Raw genomic sequence first — 13,683 nt, forward strand, 5'->3', positions numbered from 1 at the left:
TAGGGAGTCTCATTTTGAGTACTCCCTTTTTTTATATTGATTTTTTGGGTAATATTGTTAAATTATTTTTTTAATATTTTGAATTTAACTTGGTTGTTGATGTTTTTAATCTTTTTTGATTAATAAACATGGGATAGGTATTGTGGAAAAGGAATGGTGAAAATTGATTATATGAGATTGACAATATTGCTATTGGCTTTTGCTTTGTATAGTAATACAGGATGTCTGGCAAATGGTAAAATAACCACTACGCTGGATGAAATAAAAAAAACATATTCTAGTCATCCAGACTCGTCTATAGGAGTAATAAATGAGTTGTTACTTGGAAAAACTGTTAGCATAAATCATAAACGACGAGCGTTTTATTTGAAGGCGAAGTGTTTTGAGAAAAAATATCTTTTAGATTCAGCCGAATTTTATTTCAATTCGATTTTATCTATCGAACCGAAAGAAGAGATGAAGTATGATGTTTTGTCTTTGTATAGGTTAGGTGTCATAAGCTCTATGTCTGGAGATTTAGAGAATGAATTAAAGTTTTTTAATAAAGCTTTAGCATTGCTGCCCCAAGTGCCTGATGAGATAAGGACTCACTTGTTAGTGTATAATGCTCTTGGCAATGGCTACACAAATTTGGACTTATACGACAGTGCTCTCTTTTATCTTAAAAAGGGAGAGGGGCTGGCAAGTCAACATCCAAACCAGTTGGAAATGCAGTGGAACCTTTCATATGCATCAGTAAATGCATTGAAATCAAGTTTGAGATATCATGAGGCAGTTGACCTTTCATTGAAGAGCTTGGAAATAGCAAATAAAATGCAAGATACGGTCAGCATTGCTAAAAGTTATATCGCTATCGGTGTTTTGTTCTTGGATTTGAAGGAAATTGAAAAGTCTTTGAATAAGTTGGAATTTGCTCGTCAAATTTTAATTAACAAAGGCGAAGATTATTGGACTGCGATAGCAAATTATAATTTAGCTATAGCTAGTTTGTTGAATGAGGATTATGATTCCGCATTGTCTTATGCTGAAGCTTGCTATCAGATTTCTATTTCTCAAGGTCATAAAAGGTACCAGAGCAATTTCGCCGCTTTGATTTCATCTATTTATTATAAGATGGAAAGCATAGATGATATGTTGCCATTCGCGCAGTTGGGTTATGAAATTGCAAGTGAAAATAGTTATGATGAATTTCGTTTTCGCAATGGGATCGAATTGATAAAGTATTATTGGGCAAAAGAAAAATATGAAACAGCATATGATCTAATTAGAGAAAATGAGCCAATTTTCGAAAAAAGAGACAATGATCTTTATAAACTTGAATATCTTGATTTGAAATCAAAAGTGCTTTATGAGCTTCGTTTATTTGAAGAAGCGTTCAATACTGTAGATTTAAAAAGTCAAGTCAAAGATCTCATATATGGCGCTGAAAATGATTTGAAAGGCAAGTATTTTGAAAACAAGCAAAAACATGAGAATGAGAAAAAAGAAATCCTCGAGAAGCAAAAGCTTGAGGAATTAATCCTTCAGCAAGAAATAAAGCGTCAAAAATGGTTTATAGTTTTAGTCGTTTTGTTATTGGTTTTATTTGGGGCATTTGCTGTCATTTATTATAGATATTATAAACTCAAATCAAAGGATAATGCATTATTGATGAAAGTCAATGAGAAGATCAAAATGCAAAATGAGACATTAGAAGCTAACAATAAGCTTATTGCCCAGCAAGCTTTAGAGTTGCAGAAAATGGATGAGTATAAGTCGCGATTTTTTAGAAATATATCTCATGAGTTTAGAACGCCGCTTACATTGATACTTGGACCGATAAAAGAGGTGATACAAGAAAAGCGTTTTGATTTGGAATATTTTAAATCGATTGAGTCAAATGCTGTTAAGCTTTTGAGTTTGATTAATCAGATTTTAGAATTGTCTCAGTTGCAGTCTTCTAAAAAGTCATTGGAATTAGCGACTTTAGATTTACCTAGATTTGTTAAGTTATTGATTGATCAATTTCACTCTTATGCAAATGAAAAGAAGACAGAGATAATCTTTGAATGCAATTTAAAGAATGATGTTTTTGTATCAGAGGATATAGTTAATAAAGTATTGTCAAATTTGATTTCCAATGCATTGAAGCATACGCCTGAGGGTGGTTGTATATACATAGATGCAAAAGAATTTGATCAAAAGCTGATAATAACAGTTTCAGATACAGGAGCGGGTATACCAGAATCAGAGATAGATAATGTATTCAGGCCTTTTTATACAAGCGATGATGATGCTATGGTAAGTTCTGGTATTGGATTGGCTTTAGTAAAAGAAATGGTTGAAGATCATCAAGGGAGTATTCAAGTTGGAAGCTTGGAAGATATGGGAGCTGTTTTTATTGTTGAGCTTCCAATGAAAAAGGAATTTTATGAAATTAATGAAATTGATTTTAATGAGGTAGATAGTCCTCAGTATGGCTCGGAAGATATTGAATTAATAAATAAGTCTATTTCATCATCAACGGATGATTCAATTTTCAATTCAGAAGACAAGAAGAGAATTCTTGTCGTTGAAGATAATGATGAATTACGAAAGTACATTGGAAAAATATTGTCTGGCCTCTACAATGTGGAATTCGCTGAAAATGGTGAAGAAGGCATAAAAAAAGCAGAAGATTTAGTCCCCGACTTAGTGATAACAGATCTAATGATGCCTGTTAAAAACGGTATGGATTTGCTGATGTCAGTAAAGAAGAACATATTGACTTCCCATATTCCCGTCATTTTATTGACAGCCAAATCAGATAAGCAAACAGAGATGGAAAGCCTGGAAAGCTATGCTGATGATTTTTTGACGAAGCCTTTTGATAAAGAAGTACTTTTATTGAAAGTGAGAAACCTATTAGAGTTAAGAGAGAGAATAAAAGCTAATTATGGTCAATCTGAAGCAACAGATGAAAATGACAAGGAGGTTCAGAGATCATTTAAAAATGAGCAAAGTGAGTTTTGCAGAAAAGCGATAGAAATTATCAGGATGAATATGGCGAATTCTGATTTTTCTGTGGAAAAGCTCGCTGCTGATTTGTCGATAAGTAGAAGCCAGTTGCATAGAAAGCTAAGTGCTGAAACGGGCTTGTCATCGAGTATATTTATACGAAATGTAAAGCTAGTTGAAGCAAGAGAGTTGCTAGAGCTTGGCGATAAGAATGTATCGGAAGTATCTTACCTTACAGGCTTTTCCACTCCTAATTACTTTAGCAAATGTTTTAAGGAATATTTTGGAACAAGCCCATCTTCATTTGTGAAAAAGTTTAACGTTGATCCTGAATCCAAGCCATGATAATAAACTTTTTGGACTAAAGTTAATTTCATATATGGAAAGGTAGCCATGTATGATACTTTAAGCTTTAATAATTTATCAACGAAGAGAACTCAGACACGTCAATCTGGCAAAACACTATTGCCAGCTGATTCGTCAATATTTTCTAGTTTTGAGGCTCCGGTTCAATGCATGATGAATGATGTTTATTTTCGTCAAAATTCATGGGAGCCAAATAGCGAAGAAAGGGTGTATAGATATTATAATTACCCTGAGTTGCTTGAAATTGAAAAGTTGCTGAGAAGGTTTTCGTATTTGGCTGATTTACATTCTGGAAATTTCAAGCCAGAAAGAGATGGCCAAACTATAATGCCGAATTGGCCAAATGAAATGGATGAAATTTATAGGGTTTTGTTTTCTTTGGAAAAGCAATTATACGCAGTTCTACAAAGAGATTTAAAGGAGGTTCAAGTCAAAAGGTTCGCTCCGCAGGATCCTGATTCAATTTATCATAAGATTTGTTATCAATTATTGGATCAGGTTCAAGGGGAATTTAGAAAGTGTGTTGCGTATTCTATGGAAAGAAAATGGCCTATTTGGGTTCCAGATCATGAAAGCATTTCTCAAGAGCATAGGGTAATGCTTAATCAACTTTGGGTAGACCTTACAGGAGGTCAAGGTCAATTTCGAATTAAGAAAAAAATGGATGGCTCTTACTTTAAGGGTGAAATAGACGGTTTCGAAGAAATGGTTCATGCGATGAATGCTAAGTTATTGCAAACTCAAGAAGGAAGAGAATTGCTCTTGAAATTGGTTCATAATCCTAAACATTCTGTGACTGTGAAACCTCATTCAGAAGAAAAAAGCAGAGAATTTGAGAAAGTTAGGTTTGGAGAGTCAGGATTGATGCAGTCTGATCAAAAAAGAGGATCAGGAAGTGATGCTGTGATTGTATTGCCACATTTTATGGATGATTCTGAGTGTTTGGGAATGGATAATTCATGGAGGTTTAGTGTCAAAGGTATAAAGCCAGTTGATAAGAGAAGAAGCAGTGGAACTTCTGTAGCTGATTTGCCGGGTATGATTAAGAATTTTGTAAGGAAAGGTTCGAGTAGTTCTTCAGGAGATTCCTCAGATGATGAATTTGAATCCAAGTTTATTACAGAGTTTTCAGGAGGAGGTTATGTGTTATATCCAGCTTATTTACGATATGCTAGCAAACTGTTTCAAGCGCTTAATGCTATGAATGGAGAAAGTTATTTAAAATTTGATTCAGATAAAGACCCTTCATTATTGCCTTGGGGGACAGAAGAAGAAAAGAAAACAACCCTGCAAAGTGAAAATTCTATAAGATATGCCATGGGATTAAAATCTAGGTATAATCAGAAAAAGTTTTTCAGGCCAGAAGTAGAACGCCAAATGAAGCCTATGACAGATGAATTTGAGTTTGGGAATGATAATCCTTTATACAGCTAAAGTAAGTTTAATTCATTTTTCACGACAAAATTATGACCACTAAAAGTTTAGTAAAATGAGTATTAAAAGAATAATTATATTTGTATTTATTGTGACAATGACGATAACAAATGGATTTGCAAATATTGATTTGGATAAAATGAAAGATATAAAGATGGATACAGCGATATTAGGGGCAGGATGTTTTTGGTGCACAGAAGCTATTTATCAAAGATTAAAAGGGGTTTCTAGCGTAGAAGTTGGATATTCTGGTGGTGATGAACCTAACCCTTCTTATAGGCAAATTTCTACTGGAAAGACGGATTATATCGAAGTAGCAAGAATCGTTTATAATCCGGATGTATTATCCTATGAAAAATTGTTAGAGGTTTTTTTTACAATCCATGATCCAACTTCTTGGGATAAGCAAGGTGCTGATGTTGGCAAGCAATATCGTTCTGTAATAATATATGAAAACCCTCATCAAAAAGAGATTGCCGAGTCATTGATTCACAAGTTGAATGAGTCTGGAGAGTATAAAAAGAAAATAGTTACTGAAGTTGTACCGTATAGGAACTTTTATCTTGCTGAAGATTATCACCAGAACTATTATGATGACAATAAAAATGCACCATACTGTTCTTTTGTAATTACTCCAAAGCTTAAAAAATTCGAGTCATTATTTAAGAATGATCTTAAGTAAGATATTTATCCCCATTATTGATTATAAATGGGGATAAATTTTAAAGTCCGCTAATGATCATTTTTTTTATTTGATTGAATGAAAGTACTTTGGCTTCCGCATATGAAACTCCATATTGTTTTTCGATATTATGGTATTTCTCGGGAAATTTGGCGAGTAGCTGTTTGTAAAATATATCCAATAAGTCATCCTCAGGAGCTTTGAAAGTCAACTTCATTTCAAAACGTCTTAATATAGCTTCATCAATCATTTGAATCTGATTTGTTGCAGCAATGACCATGCAGTCGTACGGAAGATAATCCAATAATTGTATGATAGAGTTGACGACACGTTTCATTTCAGAACTGTCTTTGTCATAATCTCTGATTTTGCCTAGGGAATCAAATTCATCAAAAAATACAATGGCATGTTCTCGCATCGCTTTTTTGAAAATAGAATTTATATTTCTAGCGGTTTCGCCTAATTTGGATGAAACTATAGTCCCAAGGTTTACGACGAAAAGCCTCTTGTTCAGTTTATTAGCAATTGCTTTTGCGGTAGTTGTTTTCCCGCAGCCTGTATGTCCGTGGAATAAGAACTTGTGATTTATAGGCAATCCATATTTATGAAGAGTTTCTATATGTTCATATTCTTTTAGTATAAGGTCAATAGAATTTTGAAGCTCATTATCATAAATAATATCATCAAATGTCACTGAGCTTACCTCATCATAATAATAATCATTAACCATCTCTATTCAGCTTTTTTGTCAATTTGTCAGGGTTGCAAAAATAATCATTGGAATTAAAATATAGTAAAAGAGATTAACTAAATATTAATAATAATTGTGTTTTATGTTAGTCTTTTAGTTTTAGCTTACATAGCCAAACATTTGGAGGTCTTTGATTGTTATGGTTCATTATGTGAGTGCTAGTTTATTTTGCTTCAATTTTGTTGATTTTCATACATGTGAAAAAAAATGTAAAAAAAAATAACAAAATGTGGTTACAAATGAATCCAAAGTCACACTCAATAATAGATTACGATAATTAAAATATTGCTTATGATGTTTTATTTATTGTTAATCAATTGAAATTAAAAGGATTAATAATTAAACACTTAGACAAACAAATGAAAGGCTTAAGAAGGACTGTTAAATTTTTAGCAGTAGTGATGTTTTCATCAATTTTTTCGAGTTGCTCTCAAGAGGGAGAAGTTGAACCAAACAGCAGTAAAGGGTTGAATTATGTTGTAGTTGAGCAATCGGGCAAGACAGTCTTGTATCCAGTGTCTTCGTCAAGTGATGTGACTGATTCGCAAAGAGAAAATGCAGTTTCATGGAATGAGGTGCTAAGATCAGCTGAGATTACTCCGAATAATATTGCTTTCAGTCAAAATGGATTAGATTTTGAGAATACTGAATTAGGGCAAACATACAGTTTGACAAATTCATCATCATCATCCAGAACTAAAAATCAAGAGATTGTTATAAGTGGTATCAAATATCCTGGAGGTACATATGATATAAATTCACAAGTAACATTGTCTCCTATTTATAACGATGATGAGACCAATGATGTGCCGAACGGTGTGTTCTCTGTATATTCAGAAAGTGGAGAATTCGTTCAAGAACTTCAAGATGGGAAATTGGACTTGGAGTATCTTTATAATAATAAGGTTTCAGGGCGATTAGAAATTAGATATTCATTGTTAGATAACAGCCAAGGATTTGAGGCTTCTATTTTCATAAATGTCTTTTTAGAGAAATATGAAGAATCCTCATCAAGAGCAATGGGAGAGCAAGGTGATAATAGTTCTGAGCATGATGATGAAGATGTTCATATTAAAGGGCCTTGAGTAATTAATTCATAAATACATGAAAATTGCGCCGAAGTACCCCAATATGTAGGTGCAATTTTCTGTGTTTTATTTGTTAGTGATGGAAGGATTGTTTTATTTGTTATAATGATTTTTATGACAAATTTTTATCAATGAAGGTATGTTTTTTAAAAGGGGGAAAAGAGATAGGCTTTCATACACTGATCAGCAAATAATTGATGCTGTGTTAGGTCGAGAAAATATCGATAAACAAATTAGATTTATTTATCAAGAACATTTTCAAGTTCTTAAAAATATGATTCTCCGGAATGGAGGAGCGAAAGAGGAAGCTGAAGATGTATTTCAAGAAAGTGTGATCATTTTAATAGATTCAATTAAGAGTGGTAAATTTAAAGGGAAGAGTAGCTTAAAATCATTTCTTTATGGCATTGGACGTAATCTATGGCTTGTATCATTAAAAGAAAAATCAAGATTCATAGTTAAAGATGTCGAAGAAGATGATCAGATTTATGAAATGAATTGGAATGATATTGTACAAGTAAATAATGAAGAGAATATTTTAAACAAGTTGTTCAATACAATAGGAGAACCTTGCCACTCATTGTTAATAGCATATTATTATGAAGGATTAAACATAACCGAGCTTCAAAGAAAATATAGTGATACTTTGGCGAATGAGCAGGTAGTTAGAAATAAGAAGAGTAGATGCCTTAAGACTTTGAGAAAAAGAATGGAAGACAGACCAGAGGTAGAGGGGATTTTTAGGGATCGTTTAGTAGATATAACAGAGAGTCACGTTGAATAAAGATAGTATGAATCGTAAAGATTGGGATAAGATAATTTCATTTCATGATGGGGAAATGTCCCCACAAGATCAAGTATTTTTTATGCAAGAATTAGAAAAAAAAATAGACTTAAAACGTGAATATGAGCTTTCGGGTCAATTAGTTGATGTCGTTTGGTCATCAGGAGTCAGAGAGAATATTATTTCTGTACATCAAGAAATTATAGCTACAAATAGTAATCGGTTCTCTTTTAGAAATATTGCGGCTTCAATCTCTTTAATTTTTATGCTTTTTTATGGTTGGTATTCCACTTTAAATACTGACCAAGTTTATTTTAATTTATATGAAGAAAATCAGTCAAGAACTTTTCGATCTATAGCTGTTGATAATTTAGAGGTTAATTCTGTAGATTCAAATAATCAATATTGGAAACAAATCCTTAATAATTTTCATGGTCCTGATGGTGTAGAAGTTGAAGAAATTTTGCTTGCAGGAGTTGCTGCATTGGAGTTGAATCAGCCAGATTATGCAATTGATATCTTTAAATATATTGATGTTGAAAATAATGAGTGGGGAGAGATTGCTGAATGGCATTTAGGATTAGCTTATTTGAAAATAGAAAATTTTGAATCTGCTCTTAGAATTTTTAATAAAATACATCAAGATGTTGATCATGCATATCATGGAAAGGTGAGTAATTTTGATTTATTTAAAATATTAATGATTAAAAGTAAAAAGTAGTACATTTTTTTCTCAGTTATAATAGTTGGAATTATTTAATTTAGAGATTAAATTACATACACAAAGCCATAGTTTTTCTATGGCTTTGTGTATGTAATTGCCTTTATTATATATTAAGTAGTTTTGCTCTTAGAAATATATGTACATTTTTATTTATTTATTTAATTTTTTTATCTCAGGGGTGAATCACGAAATAAAAAATGATTCAATCATTTTAAATAACGCGATAGAATTATATGACCTCAAAGAGTATTCCCAATCCGATAAGACACTTAATGGACTGGATTATTACTCATTAAGTAAAGAAAACAAATCTAGATATCTTTTATACTCTCTTTCCCTAAAAGAAAAAAAAACAAATAGCATAAAAGAGATTAAAAAATTAACTTTAGATGCATATGATATTTGCATTAAAGATTCTCTTCAAAATACAGTAAGTTTTGATGACATTTGCTATAGGTTAGCTAAATCGTATTATAATTTAAAAGCTAAAGATTCTGCTATGTACTATTTGATAGCAGGGGTTAATAATTTTACAGAAAATACACAAGATTATAACTATAAGCGATACTATAACTTGTTAGGTGTGTTATATTATGAGAAGCAAGAGTATCATAGTGCGTATGATTTTGTTTCGAGAGCTATTTATTATTATGAAAAGAATGAATATAATAAGGTGAATAATTTTGTTTTGCATTATAATAAATGCAAACTAGCTCAGAAATTAGGCTATTCTTCTGTTGCTGAAAATGAGATGAAGTTTATTCTAGATAATAAAGAATTGCTTCCTCGTTATATTAATCCCGAACTTTTTAGTCAATTCGAATTCTATTTGGGAAGTTCTTGGCATAATTTTCAACAAAAGAAATTTTTTGAATCATTGTCTGATATTGAAAATGCGATCAAAATAATAGATGACACACCTAAGGCCTCAAAAGTCGAACATGCTAAAGCATTGTATCAAAAAGGACTAATATTATATAATTTAGATAGTTTAGATTGCTCGAAAAAGTTTTATCAAAAGGCGAAATATTTATTTAAATATATCGTTGATGTAAATAATTATGAAAGTAATGCAATCATTAATTCATCATATATAGGCTTAGCTCAAATTTCAATAAAAAAGAAAGAGTGGGAAAATGCACATAATTATCTTGATTCGATAAATTTGAATTTTACCAGATTCACAGTTCAAGACAGCCTTTCTAAAGATCATAGGATATTTCAATTGGATCAGGAAATTGAGATATTAACCACTAAAGCGGATGTAGCGTTCAATATTTACTTGCATGATCAAAAAAAAGAATACCTTGAGGAAGCAAGTAACTATTATCTTAGAGCTGAAGAAAGTATTGATATACTAAGACAAGTAAGTTATCAGTTTGCTGACAAAGCAGCAATTTTAAAAAAGTATCATCAGTTTTATGAGAAAGCATTAAATTGTTTTTATCAACTTTATGAGATAGATCCTGAAAATGAATTAACAAAAAAAATCATTTTCAAATTGGTTGAAAATAATCATTCGGCTATTTTAAAAGATCATAAGCAAAGCTTGGAATTAAAATCGGACTCTACTAAAAAAATTGAACAGGAATTGCTTCAAAAAAAGTCTGATATATTGAAGGCTGATATTTCAGACTCTATAAAAGAGGATAGCATTAAGATTCTTAATATTAGGCTTAGGTTATTAAATAGCAAATATTTGGAAACAGCCAATGACAGTAATAATGAAGAGTTGTTCATTGCTTTAAAATCGAGTTTAGCTTTACGTAGAAGCACATACATCTCATATTTTATGGGTAGTGATTACCTTTATGTTATTCTTGTCAACAAAAACAATTTTTTAGTGGATAGAATAGAGCTAAATGAAGATAATAAAGAAATAATTCTTAAAACGTATGAGGCTTTGCACGTGAAAAGGAGCAGACATATAGCTTTTACGGGCAAAAAAGAAGCGAAGAAATTATATCAACTGCTTATTGAACCCTACAAAGAATATTTTAGAACGACAGATCAAATATTATTAACTTCTGGAGGATTATTAAGTTACATACCATTTGACCTACTGATAGATCGAAATAATAAATATTTAATTGAAAGCTATCAGATTTGCAATACTCTTTCAGCAAAGGAATGGTTGAGGTCGATTGAGAAAGATAGAGAAATTGATATGGAGAATGTTTTGGCAATGGCTCCATTTACAAGTTTGAAATTCAATGATCAACAATTTTTTAGAAATAGCTCAAAGTTGTCTGAATTGCCACATACTATTAAGGAAATAAGACCAATTTGCCAGACACCAATTTTGAATAGAGATGCAACAAAAGAATATTTTATAAATAATGTTTCGGATTACCCTATCATTCATTTAGCTACACATGCAAGAATAAATACTAACAAGCCTGAGTATTCTCACATTTTATTTTATCCCGAGCCACATAGAGAGAGTCGGCTTTTTGCCCATGAAATAGCTTCAATGGATTTGCCTAATACGCATATTATATCTTTGAGTGCTTGTCAGACAGGTGATGGCCAGTGGAGAGAGGGAGAAGGAATTGTTAGCTTGGCGAGAGCTTTTATATACGCTGGTGCGTCTAATACTTTGATGAGTATGTGGATAGCTGATGATGAAGCAACAGCATTTATATTTCAAAAGTTTTACCATTATATTAATATGGGGTATGGTAAAGCTAAAGCATTAAGAAAAGCGAAGTTGGATTTTATGGCTGAAAGCAAATTCAAGTCGATTTCTGACAATCCATTTTACTGGGCTCATATTCAATTAATTGGCAACAATGGACCGCCTCGTGAAGATCATAAAGTAATTCTTCTAATTGTATTTGTTTCTTTTTGTATCAGTTGCGTAGTTTTGTGTATCCATAAACTACAAAAGGGAAAATAGGGACTCACTTTGTCAAGTCAGTCCCTGAATACCAAACCCTATGAACATAATGAAACTGTTGAGATGAAATAGGTTTAAATGAGAAAGCAAAAACATTTTCTCGGAATGTCTTGCATGAGATGTTTTAATTGTCTTACATATATAAGTGTCATTTTTAAACCTTTTGTAATCACTGATTCTTATTTTTTTTGGCATGAAAATGAACTTTATTTTTAAATATGAAAAATAGAGTTGTTTTCGCCTTGAATATTAATAAGAATCTTGGTTTAGTTTATAATTTGGATAACGATTTTCTGTTGGATAAGCTATTTTCAAATTCTCATTTATTGCTTTACCTTGATGAAATTGAGCGTTTTGTTTTCAAATATGACGATTTTGAAGAAATCGAAAAGCTTGTGTTAAACCATAGGCAATGGATTGTTCATAAGATTTATGAGTATCACCCAGTCTTTAAAGTTGATCTGATCAAGCATAAAGAATTTCTATGGATTGCTATCAGGAGCAAAGTTAAAATAAATCAAAAGTTGAAAAGAACCTATAAAGGTTCTTACTGGTCAAAGACAGCTAATGCTTGGTTGATACCTTATTCAAGGAAAAATTTTAAAAGCGTGAAGGAAACAATGAACATCAATACTTTAATTCATTGCTCCTGATATATCTTTTGTTGAGCAATTATTTAGAACTATCAGAAAGTGGTTTGTCTTGATCCTTTAACCAAAGTTGGTGTTTCGCATCTCCGATAATTTGAGAACCGTATATTCCTTCATGGCCAGAAAACAAGTAACTAATACTGCAAACAAGCGCTGCGTAGATACCAATCTCAATTCCAAAAAGTTCAATAGCCATAATCGCGCAAGCCAACGGTGTGTTAGCTGCTCCAGAGAATACAGCTACAAAGCCAAGTCCGGCTAAAAATGCCATGGGCAAGGGTATGAATAAACTTAAAGCATTTCCAAGCGCAGCTCCAATGAAAAATAATGGAGTCACTTCTCCTCCTTTAAAGCCTGCCCCCAAAGTGATCGCTGTGAAAAGCAATTTTAGTAAAAAATCATAAGAGTTCAGTTGTAGGCTAAATGAATCTACAATCGTCGGTACTCCTAATCCCAAAAAAGTTCTGGTGCCTAGCAACAAGGTAAGGATAATGATGATTACACCTCCTGCAAATGGCCTTAAAGGAGAATATTTAATATGTTTGCGAAATAGTTTAGACCACCAATGAGTTGATTTGGCAAAAAGTCTTGCTGTAAGACCTGCTATAATCCCTAAAAGGGAGATAAGAAAAAAGGTCTTTAAGCTCATATCAGGAAAAATATCGATATGATAATGCGTATGTTCAGGTCCAATAAAGTGAGTAACATAATTTGCAAGCATGGATGACATGATTGCTGGTATAAGAGCTTTGTATCGAATGCTTCCCATGTAGTAAACTTCCAAGCCGAAAACAGCACCTGCGAATGGAGTCCCGAAAACAGAGCCGAATCCTGCAGCCATGCCTGAGATTAGAATTATTTTTCGATCTCTATTTTTGAGTTTAAATAACTTGGTGAATTGGTCTGCAATGGAAGCTGACATTTGCAATGCAGTTCCTTCACGACCTGCCGACCCTCCAAATAAATGCGTAGCGATAGTGCCTAAAAGAACCATAGGAGCCATTTTAAAGGGAATGATTTTTTTAGGTTGGTGGATTTCATCCAAGATTAAATTATTGCCTTTTTCGACGCCAGATCCAAATTTATGATAAAGCACTCCTATTAACATGCCACCTAGTGGCAATAGATATAAAAGAAACTGATAGTTTTCCCTGGTGTTAGTAGCCCATTGAAGAGAATAAAGAAAAATTGACGATGCTATGCCAGAACATATTGCTATGATCGCAGATATAATAAGCCACTTGACAAGATATTGTAATAAAAGATACTGATTTTGAAATTTGCTGATATATTTTTGCATACCTATTTTGAAATATATTTAATTACTGA

The 13,683-nt window shown here is 32.3% G+C and carries 10 protein-coding genes; 8 read left to right on the plus strand and 2 right to left on the minus strand.

The features are described 5' to 3' along the window. Positions 1-171 precede the first annotated feature (171 nt). The 3 genes from AABK36_RS20630 to msrA are packed head-to-tail and all read left to right on the plus strand — an operon-like array spanning position 172 to position 5,458. Positions 172-3,321, plus strand: a complete 3,150-nt coding sequence (locus AABK36_RS20630) for an ATP-binding protein (protein WP_309940550.1) — start codon at positions 172-174, stop codon at positions 3,319-3,321. Positions 3,322-3,369: 48 nt separating this feature from the next. Next, positions 3,370-4,776 carry a hypothetical protein gene (locus AABK36_RS20635; protein ID WP_309940547.1) on the plus strand — a complete coding sequence of 469 codons (1,407 nt, stop codon included), beginning with the start codon at positions 3,370-3,372 and terminating at the stop codon, positions 4,774-4,776. Positions 4,777-4,831: 55 nt separating this feature from the next. Beyond that, positions 4,832-5,458 carry a peptide-methionine (S)-S-oxide reductase MsrA gene (gene msrA / locus AABK36_RS20640; protein ID WP_309940545.1) on the plus strand — a complete coding sequence of 209 codons (627 nt, stop codon included), beginning with the start codon at positions 4,832-4,834 and terminating at the stop codon, positions 5,456-5,458. Positions 5,459-5,498: 40 nt separating this feature from the next. Here the strand turns inward: msrA and AABK36_RS20645 are convergent, their stop codons facing one another. Next, positions 5,499-6,188, minus strand: coding sequence for an AAA family ATPase (locus tag AABK36_RS20645; RefSeq protein ID WP_309940544.1), 690 nt, complete (start codon positions 6,186-6,188; stop codon positions 5,499-5,501). A 380-nt stretch (positions 6,189-6,568) separates the two neighbouring features. On the opposite strand from AABK36_RS20645, the gene AABK36_RS20650 reads away from it, so the two are divergent. From AABK36_RS20650 to AABK36_RS20670, 5 genes are all read left to right on the plus strand, one after another. After that, positions 6,569-7,294 (plus strand): hypothetical protein, encoded by a 726-nt coding sequence (locus AABK36_RS20650; RefSeq protein WP_309940543.1) that lies wholly within the window; start codon positions 6,569-6,571, stop codon positions 7,292-7,294. 142 nt (positions 7,295-7,436) lie between these two features. Beyond that, entirely contained in the window at positions 7,437-8,081 is a 645-nt protein-coding gene (locus AABK36_RS20655) for an RNA polymerase sigma factor (protein ID WP_309940542.1), read from the plus strand. A 7-nt stretch (positions 8,082-8,088) separates the two neighbouring features. Next, complete coding sequence (locus AABK36_RS20660; RefSeq protein ID WP_309940540.1) at positions 8,089-8,802, plus strand: hypothetical protein; 714 nt, start codon at positions 8,089-8,091, stop codon at positions 8,800-8,802. Positions 8,803-9,304: 502 nt separating this feature from the next. Beyond that, positions 9,305-11,704: a CHAT domain-containing protein gene (locus tag AABK36_RS20665; protein ID WP_309940539.1), complete on the plus strand. Its 2,400-nt coding sequence runs from the start codon at positions 9,305-9,307 to the stop codon at positions 11,702-11,704. A gap of 218 nt (positions 11,705-11,922) precedes the next feature. After that, entirely contained in the window at positions 11,923-12,357 is a 435-nt protein-coding gene (locus AABK36_RS20670) for a hypothetical protein (RefSeq protein ID WP_309940538.1), read from the plus strand. A gap of 19 nt (positions 12,358-12,376) precedes the next feature. Here the strand turns inward: AABK36_RS20670 and AABK36_RS20675 are convergent, their stop codons facing one another. After that, on the minus strand, positions 12,377-13,654 hold the full coding sequence (locus AABK36_RS20675) for a voltage-gated chloride channel family protein (RefSeq protein ID WP_309940537.1): 1,278 nt from the start codon (positions 13,652-13,654) through the stop codon (positions 12,377-12,379). Positions 13,655-13,683: the final 29 nt, after the last annotated feature.

The organism is Aureibacter tunicatorum (assembly GCF_036492635.1).
GTDB classification, from domain to species: domain Bacteria; phylum Bacteroidota; class Bacteroidia; order Cytophagales; family Cyclobacteriaceae; genus Aureibacter; species Aureibacter tunicatorum.